The organism is Bradyrhizobium sp. WSM4874, from assembly GCF_055811835.1.
Genome location: NZ_JBVVPR010000012.1, coordinates 91,419 through 117,415 on the forward strand (window position 1 = coordinate 91,419; position 25,997 = coordinate 117,415).

24 protein-coding genes and 1 tRNA gene are annotated in these 25,997 nt (G+C 64.6%); 9 read left to right on the forward strand and 16 right to left on the reverse strand.

The window, feature by feature from the left end; all coding sequences use genetic code 11:
* Positions 1-8: 8 nt before the first annotated feature.
* A complete protein-coding gene (locus AC0L3P_RS15130) occupies positions 9-1,184 on the reverse strand; it encodes a two-component system sensor histidine kinase NtrB (RefSeq protein ID WP_354059548.1) in 1,176 nt (391 codons plus the stop codon).
* Entirely contained in the window at positions 1,181-2,182 is a 1,002-nt protein-coding gene (gene dusB, locus AC0L3P_RS15135) for a tRNA dihydrouridine synthase DusB (RefSeq protein WP_354059550.1), read from the reverse strand. The genes AC0L3P_RS15130 and dusB overlap by 4 nt, the downstream gene beginning before the upstream one ends.
* A 281-nt stretch (positions 2,183-2,463) precedes the next feature.
* Here dusB and AC0L3P_RS15140 point away from each other — a divergent pair, with 281 nt between their 5' ends.
* Entirely contained in the window at positions 2,464-3,645 is a 1,182-nt protein-coding gene (locus tag AC0L3P_RS15140) for a bifunctional 2-C-methyl-D-erythritol 4-phosphate cytidylyltransferase/2-C-methyl-D-erythritol 2,4-cyclodiphosphate synthase (RefSeq protein WP_473302488.1), read from the forward strand.
* Positions 3,646-3,648: 3 nt separating this feature from the next.
* Positions 3,649-4,257, forward strand: coding sequence for a CinA family protein (locus tag AC0L3P_RS15145; RefSeq protein ID WP_473302490.1), 609 nt, complete (start codon positions 3,649-3,651; stop codon positions 4,255-4,257).
* Between the two features lie 17 nt (positions 4,258-4,274).
* Here the strand turns inward: AC0L3P_RS15145 and AC0L3P_RS15150 are convergent, their stop codons facing one another.
* On the reverse strand, positions 4,275-4,700 hold the full coding sequence (locus tag AC0L3P_RS15150; RefSeq protein ID WP_473302674.1) for a GFA family protein: 426 nt from the start codon (positions 4,698-4,700) through the stop codon (positions 4,275-4,277).
* A 952-nt stretch (positions 4,701-5,652) separates the two neighbouring features.
* On the opposite strand from AC0L3P_RS15150, the gene AC0L3P_RS15155 reads away from it, so the two are divergent.
* From AC0L3P_RS15155 to AC0L3P_RS15180, 6 genes are read left to right on the forward strand one after another with little or no spacing between them, the layout of a single operon-like run.
* Positions 5,653-6,360, forward strand: coding sequence for a c-type cytochrome (locus AC0L3P_RS15155; RefSeq protein ID WP_354210320.1), 708 nt, complete (start codon positions 5,653-5,655; stop codon positions 6,358-6,360).
* A gap of 11 nt (positions 6,361-6,371) precedes the next feature.
* Positions 6,372-7,631 (forward strand): c-type cytochrome, encoded by a 1,260-nt coding sequence (locus AC0L3P_RS15160; protein WP_473302493.1) that lies wholly within the window; start codon positions 6,372-6,374, stop codon positions 7,629-7,631.
* Between the two features lie 8 nt (positions 7,632-7,639).
* On the forward strand, positions 7,640-7,816 hold the full coding sequence (locus tag AC0L3P_RS15165; RefSeq protein ID WP_275172584.1) for a hypothetical protein: 177 nt from the start codon (positions 7,640-7,642) through the stop codon (positions 7,814-7,816).
* Positions 7,813-8,388 (forward strand): cytochrome C oxidase subunit II, encoded by a 576-nt coding sequence (locus AC0L3P_RS15170; RefSeq protein ID WP_473302495.1) that lies wholly within the window; start codon positions 7,813-7,815, stop codon positions 8,386-8,388. Before AC0L3P_RS15165 ends, AC0L3P_RS15170 begins: the two co-directional genes overlap by 4 nt.
* Positions 8,375-9,997: a b(o/a)3-type cytochrome-c oxidase subunit 1 gene (locus AC0L3P_RS15175; protein ID WP_473302497.1), complete on the forward strand. Its 1,623-nt coding sequence runs from the start codon at positions 8,375-8,377 to the stop codon at positions 9,995-9,997. The genes AC0L3P_RS15170 and AC0L3P_RS15175 overlap by 14 nt, the downstream gene beginning before the upstream one ends.
* Entirely contained in the window at positions 9,997-10,812 is an 816-nt protein-coding gene (locus tag AC0L3P_RS15180; RefSeq protein WP_473302499.1) for a c-type cytochrome, read from the forward strand. Before AC0L3P_RS15175 ends, AC0L3P_RS15180 begins: the two co-directional genes overlap by 1 nt.
* Positions 10,813-10,946: 134 nt before the next feature.
* On the opposite strand, the gene AC0L3P_RS15185 is transcribed toward AC0L3P_RS15180, so the two are convergent.
* Both AC0L3P_RS15185 and lipA read right to left on the reverse strand, forming a co-directional pair.
* The gene (locus tag AC0L3P_RS15185; RefSeq protein WP_473302502.1) at positions 10,947-11,417 is read right to left on the reverse strand and encodes a type II toxin-antitoxin system RatA family toxin; all 471 of its coding nucleotides are present in this window, start codon (positions 11,415-11,417) and stop codon (positions 10,947-10,949) included.
* Positions 11,418-11,423: 6 nt separating this feature from the next.
* The gene (lipA, locus tag AC0L3P_RS15190; RefSeq protein ID WP_354059568.1) at positions 11,424-12,380 is read right to left on the reverse strand and encodes a lipoyl synthase; all 957 of its coding nucleotides are present in this window, start codon (positions 12,378-12,380) and stop codon (positions 11,424-11,426) included.
* A gap of 130 nt (positions 12,381-12,510) precedes the next feature.
* Here lipA and AC0L3P_RS15195 point away from each other — a divergent pair, with 130 nt between their 5' ends.
* Positions 12,511-13,113 carry a DNA-3-methyladenine glycosylase gene (locus AC0L3P_RS15195; protein ID WP_473302507.1) on the forward strand — a complete coding sequence of 201 codons (603 nt, stop codon included), beginning with the start codon at positions 12,511-12,513 and terminating at the stop codon, positions 13,111-13,113.
* Positions 13,114-13,202: 89 nt separating this feature from the next.
* Here the strand turns inward: AC0L3P_RS15195 and AC0L3P_RS15200 are convergent, their stop codons facing one another.
* The 11 genes from AC0L3P_RS15200 to AC0L3P_RS15250 form a co-directional block, all read right to left on the reverse strand.
* Positions 13,203-16,079, reverse strand: coding sequence for a valine--tRNA ligase (locus tag AC0L3P_RS15200; protein WP_473302509.1), 2,877 nt, complete (start codon positions 16,077-16,079; stop codon positions 13,203-13,205).
* Positions 16,080-16,224: 145 nt separating this feature from the next.
* Positions 16,225-16,998, reverse strand: coding sequence for a PopZ family protein (locus tag AC0L3P_RS15205; RefSeq protein ID WP_473302511.1), 774 nt, complete (start codon positions 16,996-16,998; stop codon positions 16,225-16,227).
* Positions 16,999-17,303: 305 nt separating this feature from the next.
* A complete protein-coding gene (locus tag AC0L3P_RS15210) occupies positions 17,304-18,710 on the reverse strand; it encodes a TolC family outer membrane protein (protein WP_275172593.1) in 1,407 nt (468 codons plus the stop codon).
* 213 nt (positions 18,711-18,923) lie between these two features.
* Positions 18,924-19,586, reverse strand: coding sequence for a protein-L-isoaspartate O-methyltransferase family protein (locus AC0L3P_RS15215; RefSeq protein ID WP_275172594.1), 663 nt, complete (start codon positions 19,584-19,586; stop codon positions 18,924-18,926).
* Between the two features lie 137 nt (positions 19,587-19,723).
* Positions 19,724-19,903, reverse strand: coding sequence for a hypothetical protein (locus AC0L3P_RS15220; RefSeq protein ID WP_007591158.1), 180 nt, complete (start codon positions 19,901-19,903; stop codon positions 19,724-19,726).
* A gap of 175 nt (positions 19,904-20,078) precedes the next feature.
* A tRNA-Asn gene (locus AC0L3P_RS15225) sits at positions 20,079-20,153 on the reverse strand.
* Positions 20,154-20,287: 134 nt separating this feature from the next.
* Positions 20,288-20,656: a hypothetical protein gene (locus AC0L3P_RS15230; protein ID WP_275172595.1), complete on the reverse strand. Its 369-nt coding sequence runs from the start codon at positions 20,654-20,656 to the stop codon at positions 20,288-20,290.
* Positions 20,657-20,869: 213 nt separating this feature from the next.
* Complete coding sequence (locus AC0L3P_RS15235; protein WP_354210330.1) at positions 20,870-22,564, reverse strand: flotillin family protein; 1,695 nt, start codon at positions 22,562-22,564, stop codon at positions 20,870-20,872.
* 26 nt (positions 22,565-22,590) lie between these two features.
* Positions 22,591-23,250, reverse strand: coding sequence for an OB-fold-containig protein (locus AC0L3P_RS15240; RefSeq protein WP_473302518.1), 660 nt, complete (start codon positions 23,248-23,250; stop codon positions 22,591-22,593).
* A 10-nt stretch (positions 23,251-23,260) separates the two neighbouring features.
* The gene (locus AC0L3P_RS15245) at positions 23,261-24,424 is read right to left on the reverse strand and encodes a PspA/IM30 family protein (RefSeq protein WP_473302521.1); all 1,164 of its coding nucleotides are present in this window, start codon (positions 24,422-24,424) and stop codon (positions 23,261-23,263) included.
* A gap of 1,181 nt (positions 24,425-25,605) precedes the next feature.
* Complete coding sequence (locus AC0L3P_RS15250; protein WP_473302524.1) at positions 25,606-25,989, reverse strand: RidA family protein; 384 nt, start codon at positions 25,987-25,989, stop codon at positions 25,606-25,608.
* Between the last annotated feature and the right edge of the window lie 8 nt (positions 25,990-25,997).

Sequence of the window (25,997 nt, forward strand, 5' to 3'; positions counted from 1 at the left end):
GTTAATCCTCATTTTGCCCCCTGTGACGCAGACGACGACTTCCCGGCAGAGCCGTCGCGACTGCTTTGATCGGCATGTTTCACCGATGTGGAATACATCGGCATCAGCACGCGGAAGGTGGTCTTCCGCGGCTGAGATTCGCATTCGATGATGCCCCCGTGATCCCCGATGATCTTTGCGACCAATGCGAGGCCCAGACCCGAGCCGGTCTGCTTGGTGGTGACGAAGGGGTCGAACAGGTTGGGTAGAAGATCGTCCGGCACGCCTGGCCCGTTGTCCTTCACGCAGAATTCGAGCGGCAGGGATACACGGGATTTTTGACCGGGGACTGACAGGCGCACGCCGGGGCGGAACGCGGTGGTGAGCTGGATTTCGCCGTCGGGAACGTCGATCAGCGCTTCGGCGGCGTTCTTCACGAGGTTGAGGAACACCTGGATGAGCTGGTCCTGGTTCGCCAGCACCGGCGGCAGCGAGGGATCGTAGTCCTCGACGAAGCGGATGTTGCGGGCAAAGCCGGACTGCGCCAGCCGTTTGACGTGATCGAGCACCGAATGGATGTTGACGGGGCCGCGCACCACGGGGCGTTCGTCGCCGAACACCTCCATGCGGTCGACCAGCGTCACGATGCGGTCGGCCTCGTCGCAGATCAGCCGCGTCAGCATGCGGTCTTCCGAGGAGGCCTGCTGCTCCAGGAGCTGCGCCGCGCCGCGGATGCCGGAGAGCGGGTTCTTGATCTCATGCGCCAGCATCGCGGCGAGCGCGATCACCGAGCGCGCGGCGCTGCGATGGGTGAGCTGGCGGTCCATCTTGTCGGCGATGGAGCGCTCTTGCAGCATCACCACGATATGGCCGGGCCGTTCCGTGACGGGGGCAACGTGCAGATCGACCTGGCGGTCTCCGCCCATGCGTGGCGTGCCCAGATCGACCTTGTACTCGTTGACCGGTGCGTTCGACGAACGCACCTGGTCGATCAGCGCCAGCAACGGGCTGCCGAACGGCACCAGCTCTTTCAGCGACTGCCGCTTCAAGAACTGCGTCGAGATATCGAAGAAGGCTTCGGTTGCGATGTTGGCGGCAACGATCTTGCCGTCCGGCCCGATCATGAGCATGGGATTGGGCAGTGCGTCCAGGATGGCATCGCTGTCGGACGGAAACGGCCGACGATGTTCAGCAACTGAGCTCATGCAGCGGCGCTCCATGCGAAGTCGTCGAAGGCATCTTGCAGTGACCGGTGGACAAGGCGCGGATCCTCCGAGGTGAGGATTTTCTGGCGCCAGGATTTCAGCTTCTCGGCCGGCGCACGGCTCACATCGGCGGCGACGTCGAGGGCCCAGCCCAGATGTTTTCGCGCGTGCCGCAGTCCGACGCGCAGGCCGTAGAGCGCGCAGACGCCTTCATAAAGCGTGCGAACATAATGCAGCTGCGTCTCGAGCGACGGCGTGGCTTCCGCCGCCCCGCCCTTCAGGCGGCGGCCGATCTCACCGGGCAGCCAGGGCTGGCCCTGCGCGCCGCGGCCGATCATCACGGCATCGGCGCCGGAGGCCTCTAACGCCGCGAGCGCCTTCTCGTAAGTCGTGATGTCGCCATTGACGACGAGCGGAATGGTGATGGCCTCGCGCACGGCGCGGATCGCATCCCAATCGGCCTCGCCCTTGTAGAACTGGCAGCGGGTGCGGCCGTGCACGGTGACGAGTTTGATGCCTGATGCCTGCGCGCGCCGCGCCAGTTCCGGCGCGTTGCGTGTACGATCGTCCCAGCCGAGCCGCATCTTCAGCGTCACCGGCACCTTCACCGCCGCGATCGTCGCTTCGATCAAGCTGACGGCGTGGTCGAGGTCGCGCATCAAGGCGGAACCGGACTGGCCGCCGGTGACGTGACGGGCCGGACAGCCCATGTTGATGTCGATGATGTCGGCGCCTTCAGCTTCGGCGATCCGGGCGCCCTCCGCCATCCAATGCGTCTCGCAACCGGCGAGCTGGACCACGTGCGGACCGATCCCCGTGGCTTCGCAGCGCAACCGGGACATCCGATGGCCGGTGGCGAGTTCGTCGCTGGCCGTCATTTCGGACACGACGAGACCGGCGCCCAACTCCGCGGCCAGCCGGCGGACGGGTGAGTCAGTCACCCCCGACATCGGCGCCAGGAAGACCGGGGTGGCGACGTCAATATCGCCTATCTTCAATGGCTTAAAGCCTGATACTGCCGAGCCGGTCACAGGGGTCTCGTTACGTTGGCAGCGCCTCATCGCGCCTGCCATGACCTATCTTGCGCACAATTCTTGTGCAGTCAAGCGTCATGCCTACAGTTTAGACAGTTCTGCCAATCTTTCAAGTGCAGTGCAGCAAAATGCTGTTTCCCACAATCCGGGGAAACCCCCTTTTTTTGCGGGCCTGCCGTGCTAGAGGCATGCGGCAATCACCCACCCCCCGACTCTCTTCATCATCAAATGAGTATTTGAGTCCTATGGCGAAATCACAGCGCACCGCAGTCGTCCTCGTCGCGGCCGGACGCGGCCTGCGCGCAGGCGCCGGTGGTCCCAAGCAATATCGCGAGATCGGCGGCGTGCCGGTGATCTATCGCGCCATGGAGGCCTTCAGCCGTCATGCGGACGTGTTCGCGGTTCAGCCGGTCGTGAACCCCGACGACAGCGCCATGTTCACGGCAGCGGTCGCAGGGCTCAGCCACGAGGCGCCGGTCAGTGGCGGCGCGACCCGACAGGCCTCGGTGCTCGCCGGTCTCGAAGCGCTCGCCAGGCACAAGCCCGACATCATCCTGATCCACGACGCCGCGCGCCCCTTCGTTTCCGAAGGCGTGATCACCCGCGCGATCGATGCGGCCAGCCGCACCGGCGCCGCGATCCCCGTTGTTCCCGTCACCGACACCATCAAGGTCACCGGCGAGAACGGCAATGTCGAGGACACGCCGGATCGGGCGCGGTTGCGAATTGCGCAGACGCCGCAATCCTTTCGTTTCGACGTCATCCTCGAGGCGCATCGTCGCGCGGCCAAGGACGGACGCAGCGATTTCACCGACGATGCCGCGATTGCCGAATGGGCGGGATTGACGGTTGCAACCTTTGAAGGCGATGTTGCCAATATGAAGCTCACCACTCCCGAGGATTTCGTGCGCGAGGAAGCGCGGCTGGCCAGCCTGCTCGGCGACATCAGGACCGGCACCGGCTACGACGTGCACGCCTTCGGCGAAGGCGACCATCTCATGATCTGCGGCGTGCGCGTGCCGCACACCAAGGGCTTCCTGGCCCATTCCGACGGCGATGTCGGCCTGCATGCGCTGGTCGACGCCATCCTCGGCGCGCTCGCCGACGGCGACATCGGATCGCACTTTCCGCCGAGCGACGCGAAGTGGAAGGGCGCCTCCTCCGACCAGTTTTTGCAATACGCCATCGAGCGCGTCACCCAGCGCGGCGGCCGCATCGCCAATCTCGAGGTCACCATGATCTGCGAGCGGCCGAAGATCGGTCCCTTGCGCGACACCATGCGCGCGCGCATCGCCGAGATTTCCGGCGTCGACATCTCCCGCGTTGCGGTCAAGGCGACCACCAGCGAGCGGCTCGGGTTCACCGGCCGCGAGGAAGGCATCGCGGCCACCGCGAGCGCCACCATCCGCCTGCCCTGGAGTGTCTAGGCCATGGCCGGCAGCGACGCACGCGCACTCTCCCGCTCGCTGCTCGATTTGTGCCGGATGCGCAAGCTCACGATCGCGACCGCCGAATCCTGCACCGGCGGCCTGGTTGCCGGCGCGCTGACCGACATCCCCGGTTCGTCCGACGTCATCGATCGCGGCTTCGTCACCTATTCCAACGACGCCAAGCGCGCGATGTTAGGGGTCGAGGCAAGCACGCTCACCAACTTCGGCGCCGTGAGCAAGGAGACCGCGACCGCGATGGCGATCGGCGCGCTGGAGCGTGCCGGCGTCGATCTTGCGGTCGCCATCACCGGCATTGCCGGCCCCGGCGGCGCCACGCCGGGCAAGCCGGTGGGCCTCGTCCACTTCGCTGCCGCCGCGCGCGACGGACGTATCGTTCACCGCGAGCATCGCTTTGGCGCCATCGGCCGCACCGCCGTGCGTCAGCGCTCTGTGGTCGAGGCGCTGCGCATGCTGATGGATCTCGCCCGCGGCCCAGTCCAGGCCAAGCCGCGCCGTGAAGCCGCCGTAACCCGCCTGCGCCCCCGCGTGACACGCTCGCCGCGCCGGCACGCCGTGAAGCGCAGGACTCCGCGGTCGCCGCGCGGCTGAGCCATGCAACCCCGCCCTCAGTCAGCCGGAATGAAGCGGAGCGTGCCGGCCCGCCGCGTCGGCTGACCAGTGTCGTTGGTGTGATTGATGCCATCCATGACCGGCACCTCGGTGAAATCGAATGGGCTCACCCCGTCCAGGCAGGCGACGTTGACGGCATAGAGAGATTGGTCGGATCGTCGCTGATGGTGCGTGTAGATTCCGCAGCGGGAGCAGAAGAAGTGCTGCGCTGATCCGGTATGGAAGCGGTAGCTTGTGAGCACATCCTCGCCCTGGAGGAACTTGATGCCGCCCATCTCCGCCATGACGACGACGGCGCCGCGCATGCGGCAGTAGGAGCAGGTGCAGCGGCGGATCGAATTGAAGCCGTCGCTGAGCGTGGCCTCGAAACGGACGGTGCCGCAATGGCACTGGCCAGCCCGAACGTTCGTGTTGCCCACCATCACGCCCAAGTCTCCTGTTTAGACTCTCCTGTTCGGATCGCTTCTACGATATCCCGCGCAGGATCACCAAGCCCTCATCACGCCGCCGCGAGTGCCGTAGCCCGGATGGAGCGAAGCGCAATCCGGGATTCGTTCCGCGGATACAAGGCCCCGGATTACGCTGCGCTCCATCCGGGCTACAAGACCTTGCGTCGCCCGACGGGCAAAACACCCAAACGACAGGTCAATCCGCTCGCGCGAAAATATTCGCCTTTACAGAAATTCTGATTAATCGCATCTTGTCGCCACCTCACCCCGGTCAGAGGGGCGTATCGCGATCGTCACGAAACGTGGGGTGAGCTGCGGTGGACGCGGGCAGCATCGGCGCGAAGGGCTTCGCAGGGCGGGAAACCGTGAGCGATGGCGTCGCGCACACGACCGGTGTTGACAGCGTACGGCAAAACCGTGTCGTCCTGACGCCCGGGGTCTGTGCGTCAAGTCTTGTGGTGATGTGGGCTGCCCGACCGGGCAGGCGCATCAGCCATCCGCAAGGCGACGGGGGCAATAGTGCATCGCTCCCCGGGGAGAGCTCGGCATAAGCCGTCAAACCACTGCGCAGGGAAGGCCGTGTGTTGGGCTTCACCTGTATGCCGCTGTGCAGCCTCTTGTAGTGCAACCTTCGCACAGTGGACCGTGGGTGCCAGCCGGCACCCGGCCTTCCCTGCGCCCTCTGACGAGGAGGGCGATACGCACACGCAGACTCGGGCAGGAACTGTCGCGAGGCCGCAGCGTTATGTCCAGTTTTCAAAAAGCACGCAAACTTTGTCGAATCCGATCGGGATCGCAGACATCAAACCGCGACCAAACGTCGTGGCATCTGTCAGAACTTGGCGTGGGAAAATTATTGGCGCAATAATGATGCTCTACGTTGCGGCCGGGAATCAACCCGTCCTGTTTTCTGGAGGGCGACGGCGTGTTCGCTCGCTTCACTGCTCCGGCAATCGCCATTGCCATCCTGAGCGCCTTTGATGGTGCGGCCGCGCAACCCGCCAACCAGCCCCCGGATACGATGGCGGCGCGGGTGGAGGCCTGCACGCCGTGTCATGGCAACAAGGGCGAAGGCACCAGCGACGTCTATTTTCCGCGTCTTGCTGGCAAGCCGGCTGGCTATCTCTACAACCAGCTCCTCGCCTTCCGCAGCGGCCGGCGCAAATACCCGCCGATGAATTATCTGCTGGAGTTCCTGCCCGATCCATATCTAGAGGCGATGGCGGAATATTTTGCCAGCGAGCACCCGCCCCTGCCACAGCCCGCGCCCAGCGAAGTGAGCAAGGACGTCCTGGCGCACGGTGAGCTGCTCGCCACCAGCGGCGATGCCGGCCGCAACATTCCGGCTTGCGTGAGCTGTCATGGCCCGGGACTGACGGGCATGCAGCCGGGCATCCCCGGCCTGCTGGGCCTGCGCGCCAACTACATCAGCGCCCAGCTCGGCGGCTGGCGTTATGGCACCCGCACCGCGAAATCGCCTGATTGCATGCAGCTCGTGGCCGGGCATCTGACCGAGGCTGACGTCACCGCCGTCGCAGCCTGGCTTGCGACGCGGCCTGCCCCCGCGAACCCAGCCCCCGTGCCGAAAGGCACCTACGCGCTGCCATTCGGCTGCGGTAGCCAGCCCAACTGACGAGGCGGATGATGGGCTTCAAATTGTCGATCAAGCTCCTGTCCATCAAGTTGCTCGCCCTCGCCGCGTTCACCACGGCAGCAGTAGCGCAGGACAAGGACAAGACAGGCGACATCATCGCACGCGGCGAATATCTGGCCCGGGCCGGCGACTGCACCGCCTGCCACACCGCACCGGAAGGACGTCTGTTTGCCGGCGGCCGTGCCATGCCGACCCCGTTCGGCACGCTGTACACCTCCAACATCACGCCCGATCCCGAGACGGGCATCGGCAAGTGGAGTGCCGACGATTTCTACAAGACCATGCACAGCGGCCGCTTTCCCGATGGCGGGCTGATCTACCCGGCGATGCCGTTTGCGTCCTACACCAAGGTCACGCGCGCCGACAGCAATGCGATCTTCGCCTATCTGCGCTCGGTTGCGCCGGTGAACCAGAAGAACAAGCCGCACGAATTGCGTTTCCCTTACGACAACCGCCAGCTCATCCTCGGCTGGCGCACGCTGTTCTTCAGCGAGGGCGAGTTCAAGCCCGATCCGAAAAAATCGGCGGAATGGAATCGCGGCGCCTATCTGGTCGAGGGCCTCGGCCATTGCGGCATGTGCCATTCGCCGATCAACGCGCTCGGCGGCACCTCGCAATCGGACGCCTTCAAAGGCGGCCTGATCCCGATGCAGAACTGGTACGCGCCCTCGCTGACGTCAAACCGTGAGGCCGGGCTCGGCGATTGGAGCATCAAGGACATCACGGATTTGCTGCAGACCGGCGTCTCCACGCGCGGCGTGGTTTACGGCCCGATGGCCGAGGTCGTGCACAACAGCCTGCAATATCTCAAGGACGAAGACACCAGGGCGATGGCGGTCTACCTCAAGGGTATCGCGGAGCCCTCGCCTCCGCCGGCCGCGAGCTCGGCGCTGCCGACCAGCGAGAGCAGCCTTCTGATCAGCCTCGGCAAGACTGTCTACGACAAGAATTGCGCGAGCTGTCATGGCACCCAGGGCGAGGGCAAGCCGCCGCACTGGCCGCCACTTGCGAACAACCAATCGATCGAGATGCAGTCAGCGGTCAACCCGATCCGCATGGTGCTCAATGGCGGCTATCCGCCTGGCACCAAGGGCAACCCGATGCCCTACGGCATGCCGCCCTTCGCCGGCCTCCTCTCCGACAACGAGGTCGCCGCCGTCGTCTCCTACATCCGCACCGCCTGGGGCAATCGCGGCACGCCGGTCTCGGCGCGCGAGGCCAACGAGCTGCGCTCTGCACCGCTGAACTGAGGGCCCCCATGTTCAACTCCGATCCGCCGACCAGCCCAGCCGCCGCCGACCAGGCGATCGAAGAGGTCGTGGCGCAGGGCCCGTCGGGCGCGATCGTGGTCGCCGGCATCGCCACGGCCTGCGTGGTCGCGATGTGGTTCGCCTTCTATCTGTTCGTGTTCCTGCCGCGCGGCTCGCTGCAATGAGCGTCGAGGGAGCCCACAGCAACGGCAGCGACAGCGCCGAGGTCGCAGCCCGCGTCGAGCGGCGCTGGGCTACCATCGCGGTGATCATCGTCGTGATGATGGCGTTGCTGGCGGCATTCGCCGGCATCCATCGCGCGACCATGCCGCAACCGCGCGTCGAGACCACCGATCCCTCGCGGCTGCATCTGACCGGCGAGTTCGTCGAAAGCAATCTCGGCAGCGTGCTCGAGGCCAATGGCAATGTGACGGTGCGCGCGATCGGGCAGCAATATTCCTTCACGCCGGCCTGCATCGTGGTGCCCGTGGACACGCCGATCACGCTGCGCGCCACCAGCGCCGACGTCGTCCACGGCATCCTGATCCAGGGCACCAACGTCAACACCATGCTGGTGCCGGGCTACATCTCCGAGCAGCTCATGCGCTTCACGAAGAGCGGCGACTATCTGATGCCCTGCCAGGAGTTTTGCTCCTTCGGCCACGAGGGCATGTGGGGCAAGGTCAAGGTGATCGACAAGACGGACTTCGCGAACCGCGCGAAGGGTGGCGGGAGGCTGAGCTGTGTTGGTCAATAGAAAGCTCATCCTCGCCCATTTCTGGCTGGCCTTCGCCGTGTTCGGCATCGCGCTCACGCTCGGCGCCTGGCAAATGTTCATCCGCAGCCCGATCGGCACCTGGCTGTCCAATCCCGAGCTCTATTACCGTTCGCTGACCGCGCACGGCACGGTGATGGGCTACGTCTTCCCGACCCTGGTCGCGATGGGCTTCGGCTACGCCATCAGCGAGTCTGCGCTGCAGCAGCGGCTGGTCGGTGTGCGCTGGGCCTGGGCGGGATTCTGGCTGATTGTGGTCGGCGCGATCATGGCAATGGTCCCGGTCGGGCTCGGCCGCGCCTCGGTGCTCTACACCTTCTATCCGCCGCTGATCGGCAACGTCTTCTACTATCTCGGCGTCGTGCTGGTCGTGGTCGGCTCCTGGATCTGGGTCGCGCTGATGTCGGTCAATCTGCGCGTCTGGCGCAGGGCCCATCCCGGCGCGCCGGTGCCGCTGGCGATGTTCGCCAATGTCGCGGGCTCGTATCTGTGGGCTTGGACCGCGGTCGGGGCAGCGCTCGAGCTGCTGCTGCAGATCATTCCGGTCGCGGCTGGGCTGAAGGCCACCATCGACGCCGGCCTTGCGCGCGTGTTCTTCTCCTGGACGCTGCACGCCATCGTCTATTTCTGGCTGATGCCGACCTACATCGCCTATTACACCATCGTCCCGCGCGCGATCGGCGGCCGCATCTATTCCGACAGCATGGCGCGGATCTCCTTCATCCTGTTCCTGGTGGTCGCCATGCCTATCGGCATGCACCACACCTTTGCCGATCCGCAGGTCGGCGCCGGCTTCAAGTTCATTCATTCGGCCTTCACCGCGCTGGTCGCGCTGCCTACGCTGCTGACCGTGTTCACGATCTGCGCCTCCGTCGAGATCGCGGCGCGCCTGCGCGGCGGCCGCGGCATGTTCGGCTGGATCAGGGCCCTGCCCTGGGACAACCCGATGATGCTGGCCCTCGCCTTTTCCTTCGTCATGCTCGGCTTCGGCGGCGCCGGCGGCCTCATCAACATGAGCTATCAGCTCGATGCGTCGATCCACAACACGCAGTGGATCACCGGCCATTTCCACCTGATTTTCGGCGGCGCCATCGTGATCATGTATTTTGCAATCGCATATGATCTGTGGCCGCATCTGACCGGGCGCGAGCTGATCGATCTCCGCCTGATCCGCACCCAGCTCTGGCTGTGGTTCATCGGCATGATCGTCACGACCTTTCCCTGGCATTGGGTCGGCATTCTCGGGATGCCGCGCCGCATGGCCTATTTCGACTTCGGCGATCCCGCGATCGCTCCGCAGGCACTCTCGGTCACCCTCTCGGCAATCGGCGGCTTCATCCTGCTGGCGTCGGGCATCATGTTCATCGTTATCCTGGCCCGCGGCATGCGTGCGCCGCTGGTCGACGCCGGCCCCTATCGCTTTGCGCTGGCCGTGCACCAGCCCACAACGGTCCCGGTCGCGCTCAACACCCACGCGCTGTGGGTGGCGCTGATGATCGCGCTGACCCTCACCAATTACGGCTATCCGATCCTGAATCTGGCGCTGAGCGAGGGCACGTCGGTGCCCGCCGTCTATGTGGGAGCGCAGTGATGAGTGCGCGCGAGCTCTTCACCCTCACCAATCGTCATTTCAAGACGAGTGTCGGCATCACGGCCGCGTTCTTCGTCGTGACGGCGATTGCGGGCTTTATCGTGCTGCCTTTCGCACAGCCCTGGGTTCAGTTCGCCAATGTCTGGGACGCGATCTGCAGCGCGGCCGGTGTGCCGCAACGCGCGGCAAGCGTGACTGCGCCGGAGCAGATCAAGCGCCTGTCGGGAGTCGTGCTGACGTCGAACACGCTGTCGCGCCCGAGCCAGGAGGCGATCGGCCGCGGTGCCACGTTGGCGCAGCGCTGCGCGATCTGTCATGGCCCGACGGGTGTCAGCCGCGCGGACTCGCCCAATCTTGCGGGTCAATATGCTGCCGTGATCTACAAGGAGCTGCACGATTTCCGCACGGGCGCGCGCACCAATGCCGTGATGTCGCCGTTCGCCGTCAATTTGACGGACCAGGAGATCGCAGATCTCTCGAACTATTACGCTTACCTGCCGCGGCTGCCGGCCTATCACCCGACGCCGCAATTGCCCAAGCCAAACATCGTGATCTACGGCGCACCGATGCGCGGCATCGCGCCCTGCGGCGCCTGCCATGGCAGCCTCGACAACAAAACCGGCAGCCCGTGGCTCGAAGGCCAGTCCGAGGCCTACATGAAGGCACAACTGCAGGCCTTCGCCACCGGTGAGCGCCGTAACGACATCAGTCAGCAGATGCGCAACATCGCGCGTGCGATGACGCCGCAGGAGATCGAGCATGCCGCAGCGTACTATGCCTCGCAGCCGCCGGATATCGTGAAGGCGGTGGATTGAAATTTTGGCACGCCTGCCTCCCCATCGTCATTGCGAGCGCAGCGAAGCAATCCAGAGTCTCTCCGCGGAGGGATTCTGGATTGCTTCGTCGCAAGGGCTCCTCGCAATGACGGAGGAGAGAGCGTGCCCGTCCACTACGACGACGCCAGCTTCCGCCTTCCGTAGATCGCATCCGCCCGCTTCTCGAACGCGATGGAAAATCGCGCGAACGCCGCGTCGAACATCGAGCCCATCAGGAGCGCCAGCATGCGGCTCTTGAACTCGTACGCGAGAAAGAAACCGACGTCGCACACGCCCTCACCTTTGGGCTCAAACGTCCAACGGTTTTCCAGATTGCTGAAGGGACCTTGCAGATATTCGACCAGGATCTTCAAATTGGCGCGGTCGAGCGTCACGCGGCTGGTGAAGGATTCCCTGACCAGCTTGAACGACACCGTCATGTCCGCGACCAGCACCTCGGTGCCGTCGGGTTTCGCCATGCGCTGACGGACCTTCAGCGCGCTGCACAGCGGCACGAATTCCGGGTAGCGCTCGACGTCGGCGACCAGATCAAACATCTCGGACGCGCTGTGATCGACACGGCGCTTGCTCGAAAAATTGGGCATGGCGATTCAGCGGGCGCTTGCTGCCCGCGCGGCCTTCAGTTTCGCAAAATCCTCGCCGGCATGATGCGACGAACGGGTGAGCGGGCTCGCCGACACCATCAGGAAGCCCTTGGTGTAGGCGACCTTCTCGTAGGACGAAAACTCGTCCGGCGGCACGTAACGCATCACGGCGTGATGCTTGCGGGTCGGCTGGAGATATTGCCCGATGGTCAGGAAATCGACGTCGGCCGAACGCAGATCGTCCATCACCTGCTGCACCTCGTGGCGCTCCTCGCCGAGGCCGACCATGATGCCGGACTTGGTGAAGATGGTGGGATCGAGCTCCTTGACCCGCTGCAGCAGCCGGATCGAATGGAAATAGCGCGCGCCCGGCCGCACGGTGAGATAGCACGACGGCACGGTCTCGAGATTGTGGTTGAACACGTCGGGCTTCGCCGCGACGACGACCTCCAGCGCCCCCTCCTTGCGCAAGAAATCCGGTGTCAGGATCTCGATCGTGGTCGAGGGGCACGCGGCGCGGATCGCGCGGATGGTCTGGGCGAAATGATCGGCGCCGCCGTCGGCGAGATCGTCGCGGTCGACGGAGGTGATGACGACATGGGCAAGGCCGAGCTTGGCCACGGCCTCACCAACGTTCTGCGGCTCGGCCGCGTCGAGCGCGTTCGGCATGCCGGTCTTGACGTTGCAGAACGCACAGGCGCGGGTGCAGGTGTCGCCCATGATCATGAAGGTCGCGTGCTTCTTGTCCCAGCACTCGCCGATATTCGGGCAGCCCGCCTCCTCGCACACCGTGTGCAGGCCGTTGGCGCGCACGATGTTGCGGGTGTCGGCATAGCCGCGGGTGTTGGGCGCGCGTACGCGGATCCAGTCCGGCTTCGGCGGCGAAGCGGAATCGGGCCGATTCACCTTTTCGGGGTGACGTGGGCGCAGCGGGTTCGAGATGGTATCGACAATAACGACCATGGGGTGTCCGGTCTGACCAAGTCCTACCTAGTCGGTCTGGCCGGGCATCGCAACCCGGCTCGCCCCGCTTCAGGGAACATGGCAGATATGGGCAATATCCTGCTCTGTTCTCTGGCGATTCTCACCTCGAATGGCTCCAGTCTCGAAGACCTCTACCCCCCGGCTCGGCAAAGCCCTGAAGCGTGCCTTTTTCGCACGCAGCGTCCACGAGGTCGCGCCCGACCTGATCGGTGCGACCATGCTGGTCGATGGCGTCGGCGGCCTCGTTGTCGAAGTCGAGGCCTATCATCATACCGAGCCGGCGGCGCACTCCTATCGAGGCCCGACGCCGCGGAACCAGGTGATGTTCGGCCCGCCCGGCTTTGCCTATGTCTACCGCTCCTACGGCATCCACTGGTGCGTGAACTTCGTCTGCGAGGAGGAAGGCTCGGCCAGCGCCGTGCTGATCCGCGCGCTGGAGCCGACCCACGGCATCGCCGCGATGCGTCGGCGGCGCCATCTCCAGGATTTGCACGCGTTGTGCTCGGGCCCGGGCAAGCTGACCGAAGCGCTCGGCATCACCATCGCGCACAATGCCTTGCCGCTGGACCGGCCGCCGATCGCGCTGCATGCGCGGACGGAGGACGTCGAGGTGGTGGCCGGCATCCGGATCGGTATCACCAAGGCGGTCGAGCTGCCCTGGCGCTATGGCGTCAGGGGCTCGAAGTTTTTGAGCAAGCCGTTCCCTCGCTGATGGTCATTCCGGGGCGGCTCGAAGAGCCGAACCCGGAATCTCGAGATTCCGGGTCTGGTCCTTCGGACCATCCCGGAATGACGGGCGTCTCACGACGCCTGCTTGAGCCGCTCCAGCGCCTCGAGCAGCTTGGCCTTGCGGGCGAGCGCGGCCCCGCGCTTCTCGCGCTCCTCCTCGACCACCTCCTCGGCCGCGTTGGCGACGAATTTCTCGTTCGCCAGCTTGGACTCGGCGCGCTTGATGTCGGCGTCGGCCTTGCCGATCTCCTTGTCGAGACGCGTGCGCTCGGCGGCGACGTCAATCACGCCCTTCAGCGGCAGCGCAGCCACCTCGCCGCGCACCAGGAGCTGGACCGCGCCGTCGGGCGCACGGTCGGCGAAGGCGATGTCCGACAGCCGGGCCATGCGCTTGATGACGTCGCTCCAGCGCGGCGCGCGCTCCTTCGTCTCGGCCGAGGCGCCTGCGAGCACCAGCGCCGTCAGGGTCGCCGGCGGAATGTTCATCTCGGCGCGCACCGAACGGATCTGCGCGACGAGGTCGATCACCCAGCCGATCTCGGCCTCGGCCGCGGGATCGGTGAAGTCGGCATGGTCGAAGATCGGCAGCACCCAAACCGGCGAGACGAGCGCGTCGGTCGGCCCCGTCGTCGCCGCGAGCATCGCAAGCTGCTCCGGCGTCGGCGCGGCCGGCTTCAGCGGCCACGATGCAAGCGCGAGCAGACCGTCGCGCTTGGCCGTCACCTCCCACAGCTCCTCGGTGATGAAGGGCATGAAGGGGTGCAGCAGTTTCAGGATCTCGTCGCGTGCCCATGCCACCATGGCGCGGGTCTCGGCCTTGGCAGGGCTGTCGGGACCGAGCAGCACGGGTTTTGCGAGCTCGAGATACCAGTCGCAATAGACGTTCCAGACGAAGCGATAGATGCTGCCGGCGGCGTCGTTGAAGCGATAGGCCTCGATCGCCTCGGTCACCTCCCGCGTGGTGTGCGCGCTCTCATGCGCGATCCAGCGGTTCAGCGTCTCCTTGACCTTGGCCGGCTCGAAACCCTCGGGCACGGCGCAGTGGTTCATCTCCGCGAAGCGCGACGCATTCCAGAGCTTGGTCGCGAAATTGCGATAGCCCTCGACACGGCTGGTGGCGAGCTTGATGTCGCGTCCCTGTGCGGCCATCGCGGCCAGCGTGAAGCGCAGCGCGTCCGCACCATATTGGTCGATCAGGCTGAGCGGATCGATGACGTTGCCCTTTGATTTCGACATCTTGGCGCCCTTCTCGTCGCGGACGAGGGCGTGGATGTAGATGGTCGAGAATGGCACCTCCTTCATGAAGTGGAGGCCCATCATCATCATGCGGGCGACCCAGAAGAAGATGATGTCGAAGCCGGTCACCAGCGCATTGGTCGGGTAGTAACGCTGCACTTCCGGCGCGTCTGCGGGCCAGCCGAGGGTCGAGAAAGGCCACAGCGCCGAGGAGAACCAGGTGTCGAGCACGTCTTCGTCGCGCGTGATGAAGCCATCACGCTTGTTGCGGTCGAGCGCCATCTCGCGGCCTTGCTCGACCGTGATGACTTCCTGCTCGACGTAATAGCCGAGGGCGTGGCTGACGGCCTCCTCCTCGGTCTCGGCGACGAACACCTTGCCGTCGGGACCGTACCAGGCCGGGATCTGGTGACCCCACCAGAGCTGGCGCGAGATGCACCAGGGCTGGATGTTCTCCATCCACTCGAAGTAAGTCTTTTCCCAGTTCTTCGGCACGAAGGTGGTTTCGCCCGAACGCACGGCGGCCATCGCGGGCTTCGCCAGCGTCTTGGCGTCGACATACCACTGGTCGGTCAGATAGGGCTCGATCACCGTGCCGGAGCGGTCGCCATGCGGCACCATGTGGGTGTGGGGCTCGATCCGCTCGACGAAGCCGAACGATTCCAGCCGCTCGACGATGCGCTTGCGCGCTGCAAAGCGATCGAGCTTGTTGAACTCCTCGGCGAACTGCGCGGCACCTTCCGGCAGGTCGCGCAGATAATCCTCGTTGTCGAGGAGATCGAGGCAACCTTCCTTGTCGATGACGCTGATCCGGGCGAGGCCGTGGCGATTGCCGACCTCGAAGTCGTTGAAGTCGTGCGCCGGTGTCACCTTCACCGCGCCCGAGCCCTTCTCCGGATCGGAATAGTCGTCGGCGACGATCTGGATCTTGCGGCCGACCAGCGGCAGGATCACGTTCTTGCCGACCAGCTTCTGATAGCGCTCGTCTTCGGGATGCACGGCGACGCCGGTATCGCCGAGCATGGTCTCCGGGCGCGTGGTGGCAACGACAATGAAGCTCGCGGGATCGTCGGGGCTGAACGTCGTGCCCTCGATCGGATAGCGCAGGTACCAGAGGTGGCCCTTGACCTCGGTCTGCTGCACTTCGAGATCGGAGATCGCGGTGAGCAGCTTGGTGTCCCAGTTCACCAGCCGCTTGTCCTTGTAGATCAGGCCGTCGCGGTGCAGCTCGACGAACACCTTGACCACGGCCTTGGACAGGCCTTCGTCCATGGTGAAGCGTTCACGCGACCAGTCGCAGGAGGCGCCGAGCCGCTTGAGCTGGTTGATGATGGTGTCGCCGCTCTCGGCCTTCCACTGCCAGACCCGCTCCAGAAACTTCTCGCGGCCCATCTCGCGACGGCTGGGCTGCTGGCGCTCCATCAGCTGCCGCTCGACCACCATCTGGGTGGCGATGCCGGCATGGTCGGTGCCGGGCTGCCACAGCACGTCGCGGCCGCGCATGCGCTCGAAGCGGCACAGGATGTCCTGGAGCGTGTTGTTGAGGGCGTGGCCCATGTGCAGCGAGCCCGTCACGTTCGGCGGCGGGATCACGATGGTAAAGGGCACTGCATCGCGGCGGTCCGGGCGGCCGGCCTTGAAGGCAAGGCTGTCCTCCCACACGACGGACATGCGGGCTTCGATATCGGCGGGCTGGTAATTTTTCTCGATCATGGCGCTGTTAGAAAGCCGCGCACGGGGCCCAAGTCAACGGACAAGTCAACGGAAAGGTCAGGGAAAGCCAGGCGGCAACAGGGCTTTCCGGTCCGGTCGGAATATGACGCACAAGCAGGGCTTTATGAGGGCTCTGCGGCCCGATCTACCTGCCGCCGCGCGATACCCGCTCGATTTCGGCCTTCACGATGCGTTCAACGAGGCCCGGCAAATTGTCGTCCAGCCAGGATTTCAGCATCGGACGCAGCATCTCCTTGACCAGATCCTCCAGCGTTCGCGCATTGCTGCTGAGCACGGTGTGGGCCAGGGAATTGAAGGCGGATTCGACCGCGGAGACCGTCGATTGCGCCAGGATCGGCTGTTGGGGTGGCAGTGGCGGCGCATCGAAATCCACCGGCGCATAGGATGCCGGCGTCGGACGCGGCGGCGGCGATTCGGCGAATTCGAGATCGTCGCGCGGCTCGACCTTGCGGAAGCTCGGCGGCGGCGGAGGTGGCGTCGGCTCCATCGCCAGCGCCATATCGTCGGTCAATTCCAGCACGTCCGGCTCAGGTTCGGGCTCTGGCTCGGGAACGCGGATTTCCGGCGCAGCCGTGGCCGTGTCGAGGCCCGCCAGCAGCGCGTCGATATCGTCCTGATTGTTGGATGCATCCGCCTCGGGTGCGGGGGCCGGCGGCGGCGCCGGCTTGGCAGCCGGCGGCGGTGCGGGCTTCTCGGCGGCCGGTTTGGGCGGCGCGACCTTGGATGGCGGAATATCGTTGATCGCCTGCGGCTTCGCTGGCGCGGCGGGGGCGGCAGCTTTCTCGGGCTTGGCAGCATCCGCCGGCGGCGGCTTGGCCTCATCGTCGGCAATGATGCGCCGGATCGAGGCCAGAATCTCCTCCATCGAGGGTTCTGTGACCTTTGCAGGCTGCGTCATCTCCGACTCCACATCATCAACGCCCTCGCATGCGTTGTTTTACACCAAGCACGACAGGATTGGCCGGTTCCGGATGGGTGGCCCGACATTTTCGTCGCGGCAGCCCGACTTGTCCCCAGATGACGGCTCAACGTGCAGCGGTGCGCCCCTGCCCTCGGCACTCATGCTTTACGCACACGGCATCGGATGCAGAGCGAATCGGCCCGCATCTTCTTGGCAAGGCTATGTCAGGGATTTTGATGATTGCAAGCAAAGCACCGGTCGGCTTCGGCTATTCGCGAGGCCGACCGGATGATTACGGGACTCTAGCGTCCGTCTGGCGTGCGGACGCCGGCCCAGCTGTCGCGAACCTGCTGGTAGTGGACGCTGGGATCGTAGACCGTGGTGTTGAGGCCGAGGACTTGCGGCGCGAGACGGCCGACGGCGTTGAGCACCGAATAGGACGCCACCACGCGGTCATGCTGGGCAGTGACGAGCGCAACGCGTGCGTTCACCAGCGCCTGCTGCGCGTTGAGCACGTCCAGCGTGGTACGCTGGCCGGCCTTGGCTTCTTCGCGCACGCCGTTCAGCGCGATCTCGGAGGCCGTGACCTGCGCCTGCGCAGATTGTACCTGCGCCTTGCCGGCTTCCAACTGCCCCCAGGCCTGCACGACGTTGGCGCGGGTCTGATCGCGGGTGGTTTCGAGATTCAGGCGCTGCTGCGCCAGGTTCTCTTTGGACTGCCGGATCAGCGAATATTCTGCGCCGCCCTGATAGATCGGTATGGAAGCTGTCGCGATGGCGGACGCGGTATTCGTTCGGAAGACATTCAGAGTCTGCTGGTACGACGTGCTGACAGCAGCCTGGACGGTGACCGTCGGCAGCAGCGCGCCCTCGTTGATCTTGACCTGGAGATAGTTGACGTCGATCCCGAACATCGAAGCCGTGACGTTGGGGTTCTCCACCAGGCTGAGACCGACGGCGGAGGCGAGCGTCGCGGGCAGAAATCGATCGACCGGCGAGCCCGGTGCCAGGTTCGTCGGCTCGTTGCCGATGATCCGGCGAAAATTCGCGCGCGTCGTCGTGAGATTCGATTCGGCAGTCAGGGCCTGGGTCCTGCCGGCCGCGAGCTGCGCTTCGGATTGCGCCACGTCCGTGCGCGTCACTTCGCCGACATTGAAGCGATCACGGGTTTGCTTGAGCGTCTGTTCGAGCACGCGCACGTTGCTGCGCTGAACTTCGAGAGTCGCCGAATCACGCAGGAAGTCCATGTAGGTCGTGGCAGCCTGCAGCAGGACCGTCTGCTCAAGCACACGCAACGCCTCGCGGGACCCCGAGACCTGACTCTCCGCCGCACGCGTCCTGTTGGCGGTCTGATTGCCGTTGTAGAGCGTCTGGTTGACGGTCAAGCTGGCGCTGTTGGGCTGAAGCGGCTGCGTGGAAAGGGGGTTGTTGCTATGGATCGTTGGGCCCTTCTGCGTCTGTTGGATATCCTGATATTGATAGCCGGTGCCGAGGGTCACGTTGACCTTGGGGCGGTAGCCCGACAGCGCCTGCGGCACGTTCTCGTCGGTCGAGCGCGCCTGGGCGCGCTGCGCGTTGAGCTGCGGATTGTTCTGATAGGCGCGCACCAGCGCAGCCTCGATCGTATCCGCCAAGGCAGGCGTCGGCGCGGCAAGCGCCAGCAGCAGGACCGAAACCGCTGCTCCGGTGAAGAGCTTCACCCCATGCATCCAAAAATTCCGTTCATTCTAACGCCCGGCTCGTGCCCGCGAGCTGGGTTACCGTCTACGAGTGGAGTCGTTGCCCCGTCGCAACATAGGACGCGGTCAAGCGCGACGGAACTACCTGAGGGGTGTCCGCAGTGGAAACTCTTCACGTGCAGCATCCCGGCCACACTTCTGATTCAGAACGGGATTTTAACGGGCTAAAGCCGCTATCGGCCGTCAGAACACGAAGGCGGCGGCCCGTTCCAGCCCGGGAAGGACCGGGGCCGCGGCATCGAACAGCGCCCGATGGCCGAATTCGCCGTGGGTATGGGTCACGATCATGGCTCGCGGCGGCCTGGATTCGGCCGAAACCCCCAACAGGCGCCCACCCTCCTTGAGCTGCCCGAGCAGCCCTGCCGGCGTCACCTCGGTGGCGCCGTTGAGGACGATCACATCATAGGGGCCAGCAGCGGGATCACCCTCGGTACAGGCCGCGGCCTTGCAGGCCACGTTGGCGAGCCCGAGGGCGGCGAAGACGTCATTGGCCTTCTTGGCCAGGGCCGAATCGCATTCCGTCGCGGTGACCTGGCGGGCGAGCTTGGCGGTCAGCGCAGCGAGATAGCCCGTGGCGCAGCCGACGACCAGCACGTTGTCACCCTCGCCGATCTCGGCGGCCTGGAGCAGCTTGCCGGTCAGCTGCGGCTTCATCAGGAACCGCTTGCCGCCCCCCTCGCTGACGTCGAGATCGAGGTCGAGATACGCCAATGCCTGCCGGCTGGCCGGCACGAAGGCCTCGCGCGGAACCGTGAGCATGGCGTCGAGAACACGACGGTCGGTGACGTCACTGGTGCGCACCTGGCCGTCGACCATTTTTAGGCGCGCCGTCGAGAAAACGGACATTTGCGGACCCTGCAAGGCGGACGATGCCGCGACGAAAGTTGGCGGCATCTTTGGAACAGGCCCTGCGAAAACGCAACATGGCTTTGGCCCCCGCGAACCGGGCCCAACCGCAACTCGCAACGTCGAGAGGGCGAGACCTATTCGATCGTGACCGCGAGGCGGCCGATCAATGCGGCGACTTCATCCAGCCGTGCCGAATCGTGGGTCTCGACCGCGCGCGCCAGACAGGCGAGGCATTCGTCATCGCTGAGTTCGGGGATGTCCGCCGGCAAAATGGAAGGAGCCAGCGGGGAACGGTCGACCTGGATGTCTCGCATGGGAATCAGCTCCGTAAAGGACCGGCCTTTGGAAGCTCGATTTCAATTGAGTCGTTTTGGCGTCACCGCGGAGGATGCCGGCTCGCCCCGGTACACATCTATTGAGAATTTGCCGCAACGAGATCGCACGCCAGATCAGAGTCTCGGCGCAAGTCACTGAAGATGAAGCGGAATTTGGCTCCCCGGGCTGGATTCGAACCAGCGACCATCCGATTAACAGTCGGATGCTCTACCGCTGAGCTACCGAGGAAAAGGGCGAACCCGTCGTTCGCGCGCGGCTGCGTATAACAAAGCCGCTTGCGCTTGCAAAGGACGAATTCGCTATCTGGCACATTGCGGCGAGGAAGGGGGCATGGCCCCTCCTCCGCCTGACCTCAGGTCAAGTTACTCGGCGACGAACGAAGTGGTCTTGGTGCCGGAATCGTAGCGCAGCCGGAGTGCGGTGAACTTGCAGAGGTTGACGTTCTTCCAGAGCACGGTCTCGTCATAGTTCTGCCAGTCGACGCGGACGTTCCAGACACAGCCATCGTCATCATCGTCGAACTCGACATAGGTGCTCGCCTGGTTCTGCAAAACCTTCTCCAACTCGTTGTCCCATTCGTCCATGCCATCGTCCGGGGCGTTGAAGCCCAGGAATTTGATGGCATAGCCAGTCTCGTTGACGACGGTGACGTTCCGGGCGTCAGCCGCGAACGACGGCGCGGCCGCAATCGATAGGCCGATCGCGATCAGTGCAGACAGAAAATACTTCATATGAAATTCCCCCGATCGAAACGGGCTTTCGGTGCCTGACGTCGATCGGCGCAGGCGCCGCGGCAACTAATGGCGTTGCCTTGAAGGATTCGTCGGAGGCGCAATCGAAAGGTTCGAGACGCGATCGATCCGCCTCCGGCTCGTTGCACGACGCGAGACGCGCAACGAGCCAATTCATATCGATTCGAATTCTCCGCAGCAATGAACCGGCATTCATAGATCGGCGCGGTTTGTTGTCTCCGGCGCGGGCGCCGGCACCGCGGCGCCATTGCTCTTCCCCGTCACGGCGCCGACCAGCGCCTTTACGGGATCCTCGCCCGGCGCAAAGCCGCTCTGGCGCAGGATCTCGTCGATCATCGGACGCAGCGCGTGCACCTTGAGGAGTTCGCCGGCAAGCCCCTCGCCGAAGCCGACATTGCCTCCGCCGACGCCATTGCCGCCGAACGCCCCGCCGGTATGGAGGATGCGGACGTCCTTCAGGTTTCCGATGGGCTTGACCATTTCGGCCAGCGCCGACGGCATGATCTCGATCCGCTTCTTGGCGAGTTCGAAGTCGATGACGTTGGCCCCCAGCTTGTTCTGTGCCTCGTTCTTGAGTGTGATGATTGCGGCCTCGGCCTCGCCGATATTCCTGACGCCAACCGCCTTGATCTTGTTGGACTCGGCTTCGGCGGTGGCCAGCGTCTTGGTGGCCTCGGCGCGATCGAGCGCGGCCTTCTTCTCGGCTTCGGCCGCCACGATCACCTCGGTGGATTTTCGCTCGGCCTCGGTGCGCGCGGCGAGCACCTGGGTGAGACGGGCACGATCGGCAACCTCGACGGCGCGGGCGGTCACGACCTTTTCTTCCGCGGAAACGGCGACCGCTTCGGCCGTCTTGGCTTCGGTCACGGCTTCCGAGGTCTGCTTGCTCTTGGACGCGATCTGGATCTCGTTCTCCTGGGTGGCGATCTGGATCTCGCGCTGCGCATCGGTCTTGCGCTTGTTGATCGCCAGGTCAGATTCGATCACTGCGGTTTCCTTCACCTGCTTGGCGCCCGCCTCCTTCTCGGCGACCGCCCGGTCGGTATCGATGCGGGCATTCTCCTCGGTCAGGCGCGCGGTTTGGGTCGCGGTTGCGACCTCGGCGCGGGTGCTCGCAGTTTTGTTGGCGATGTCGCGCTCCTGCGACAGTTCGGCCTCCTTCTTGGTCCGCTCGATCGTCAGGGTCTGCTGCCGCGCCTCGAGGTCCTTCTGTGCGATCGCTACCTCGTTGTCGCGCACAATGGCGTTGCGGTCGCGGCGACGAGTCTCGGTGACCGTCTTCAATTGGGTGAGACCTTCAGCGTCGAAGAAATTCTCCGGATTGAAGAATTTGACGTCGGTCTGGTCGAGTTTGGTCAGGGACACCGATTCAAGCTCGAGGCCGTTCGATTTCACGTCGGACTCGACCGTGGCCTGCACGTGCTTGACGAAGTCGGAGCGCTTCTCCTGGAGCTCGAGGATACTCATGGTGGCCGCCACCGAACGCAGACCGTCGACAAATTTCGCCTCGACCTGGTTGCGCAGCGCCTCGGCGTCGTTGGTCAGCGCGCCCAGCGTCTGGCTCGCCAGCGCGATGCTCTCATCGTCCGGGCGAACGCGCACGTAGAATTCGGCGACGATATCGACGCGCAAGCGATCCCTGGTGATCAGGGATTCCCGCTCCTTGCGCTCGACGGTCAGTCGCAGCGTCTTCAAATTGACGCTGGCATAGGAGTGGAAGATCGGCAGGATCATGGCGCCGCCGTCGAGCACGACCTTCTTGCCGCCGAGGCCGGTGCGCACGAAGGCCTCGTCGCGGGTGGCGCGCTTGTAGAGAATGGTGAAGACGATCCCGAGGACGACGATCAGCGCGACGCCGATCATGGCCGGGACTGCGATGTCGAACATGATGTTCTCCAATTAATAAATGCCTGCTAGCTGCTTAGAGTGGGTTTGGACGGCTTGAGTTCATCGTCGGCCTTCACCGCCACGAAGCGGGTGCCGGCGCGATCGACCAGCAGGACCATGGTTCCCTGCGGCAGGGGCGACGATGACGGTGCGGCAACCGCCCAGACGAAATGCCGGTTACCGTGAACGTCGGCGACGCTGACGCGGCCGGGCGGTCCCTGGTCGAGCGGACCAATAACGACCTCGCCGACGCGGCCGACAAGATCGCCGAGGCCGACCGCATAGCTTTCGTCTTTGGGAATGGCCCGCGCGATGGCGCGGCTGGTGGCGCGAACGAGCGGAACCGAGACGACGACCGCCCCTACCGAGGCGACCGTCGCTGGTAAGGGACCGGCCACCATCCGCGCGATGTCCTGGATCAGGAAGCCGGTGATTGAGAAGGCACCGAGCAGCAACAGCAGGAAGATCAGCAGCGGCACGCCGCCGAGATTGATCCAGGAGATGGCGTTGAGGACGCCATTGTCGCTTGGATGACCGAAATCGATGGTGGTGCCGAGCATTTCGCTCAGGGAGGCCCCGACCAGCATCGAGACCACTTCGATCGAGCCGACAATGAGGATCATGGCCGCCGCGATCGCGAACGGCCTGACCTCGGGCGACATGACATGTTCGAGCAGTGCGCTCATGACACAGGTCTCAGGAGCGCGACTTCAACCGGGCCAGCCTCGCTGCAATCTCCTTGTCGCGATGCAACGTGCTGAGCTCGTCGATGTCGCTCGAGAACGGGATGGATGCCGGAACGCCGGTGGCGCGCGCCACCGCCCTGCCCGCACGCAGCGCCTTCGCCGCCGCCGAGGTGCCGCCGGGCTTCCGCAGTGACGTCGAGGCCTGGTGACTTGCGGCCGCCTCGCTCTTTTCCAGGTCGGCGCGGCGCAGTTCGGCGTCCTGGAGCGCAGAGAGAACGGCACGCAGAGACGTCACGCACTGCTCGATCTTTTCGTTGTTCTCGTCGATGGCGCGGGAGAGCACCTCGAACTGGGCCTCCAGATCCATCTGCCGCGCGATGCCCGAGCGGGCGAGATCGTCGCGGCTATCAGCGATCGCGCCCTCGATCTTGGGAGCGAGATCGGTCATCTCGCGCTCGATCTCGGTGCGGCGCGCGTTGAGGCGATATTCTTCGGCCCGCGCAGACGCGAGCGCATCTCGCGCCTCGGCCTCGGCTCGCTCGATCTCGCGGATGGCCTGTCCGACCACCCCAAGCTTGTTCTTGCCTTCGGCCTGCTCGATCGCGTCGTAGGCAATCCCGGCGATCAGGCGTCCGACCCGCGACAGGAAATTCTCGGGAGCGGCAGCGATGGTATCCATGGCGTTCTCCTCCTCTGGCAGATTGTTCGGCGTGACGCCGTAGTGAACTTCGAAACCGTCGTCGGTGCGGATCAGGTGCGCGGGCACGCTCTGCCCCCAGCCCTCGGCATAGCCGGCGTAGTCGAAGGGCACGCTGAAGCGCCCTTGCACGGTGGCAATCGAAATGGTGGCTGGACCTTTGATCTTGGCGAGCTTGTCGTCGAGCGGTAGGCGGCGCCCCTGCGCCGCGCGATAGTCGGCGCGGTCGCGCAGGCCCAGCGTCACCAGCCGCGACGGCAGCGCGGTCTGTTTGCGGATTGGTTCATAGGCATGAGCATGCAGCAGGACGACGTTGGAACCCACGTTATGGCTCCGCGCCACCTCGTCCAGGATCTCCATCATGCGGTCATAGGCTCCGAACGTCGCCTCCAGCGCGGCCTTGGCGGCGGGGTCAGGCGCAAGTCGGCATCGCAGCGCCGATGGCGCATTTCGGGGTGACGGGCTCACGGAAAGCACTAAAGCACCATTTTGGTGCTTTAGGAAGAGGAGGGTTGATCACGTTCCACTGATCCTTTGGCATCAGCGATTAGTCGAGGCGGCTGAAGTCTGCGTTCAAGCGCTTGATCACTTGTAAATCGCGGCCGACCAAGACTTCTTGCACGCGCGGGTTGCAATTTGAGACGAAATGGAAGGAGTGTTCGGCTCTACAATCTCTTGTCCCGGACAAGCGAAGCGCCGAGCCGGGAGCCAGGAGCCAGGAAGTCGCACACACGCTGTGGCATCGGCTCCGGCTCAGCAGCGCACCGCTAAAGGAGCGCTGGGCTGCGTCCGGGGCACAAGACCGAGGTGGAGGCGCCCGCTCTCTCCACGTCATTGCGAGGAGCTCTTGCGACGAAGCCGTCCAGATCCCTACCATGGAGGATTTTGGATTGCTTCGCTGCGCTCGCAATGACGGAGCAAGCGGCATCGACGATCTCCAATAACTCCCATTCTCCGTCGCGGCCACAGCTTCGCGTCCTCGCGGCTTGGCTCGCCCGAGCTTTGCTTCGTCTCGTACACCCTCCTCCGTCAGAGGGCGCAGGGAAGACCGGGTGCCGGCTGGCACCCACGGTCCACTGTGCGAAGGTTGCACTACAAGAGGCTGCACAGCGGCATACAGGTGAAGCCCAACACACGGCCTTCCCTGCGCAGTGGTTTGACGGCTTATGCCGAGCTCTCCCCGGGGAGCGATGCACTATTGCCCCCGTCGCCTTGCGGATGGCTGATGCGCCTGCCCGGTCGGGCAGCCCACATCACCACAAGACTTGACGCACAGACCCCGGGCGTCAGGACGACACGGTTTTGCCGTACGCTGTCAACACCGGTCGTGTGCGCGACGCCATCGCTCACGGTTTCCCGCCCTGCGAAGCCCTTCGCGCCGATGCTGCCCGCGTCCACCGCAGCTCACCCCACGTTTCGTGACGATCGCGATACGCCCCTCTGACCGGGGTGAGGTGGCGACAAGATGCGATAAATCAGAATTTCTGTAAAGGCGAATATTTTCGCGCGAGCGGATTGACCCGTCGTTTGGGTGTTTTGCCCGACAGGCGACGCAAGGTCTTGTAGCCCGGATGGAGCGCAGCGTAATCCGGGGGCCCTGTCTCCGCGGAATGAATCCCGGATTGCGCTTCGCTCCATCCGGGCTACGGGCTGTCGCCTTACGGCCGACGGCACACCAGGTCGATCTCGATCAGTGCGTCATAGGCAAGTCCGGTGACACCGACGCAGGTGCGGGCCGGCAGCCGTCCGGGCGCGAAGAATTCGCGATAGGTCTCGTTCATCGCGGTGTAGTCTTCCTTGAAACGCGTGAGATAGATGCGTGTCATCACGACGTGTTCGAGACCGAGGTCGACGCCCGCCAAAACAACTTTCAGGTTCTCCATCACCGCCCTCGTCTGCGCGACGATGCCGTCGGGCAACACGCCCGGTGTTTGCGGCGTGTCGGGCATTTGGCCGGTGACGAAGACAAAGCCGTCGGTCTCCACCGCGTGGCTGAAGGGCGCGACCGGCTTCGGTCCGCCGCTGATCATGTGGAATTTCACTGGGTATC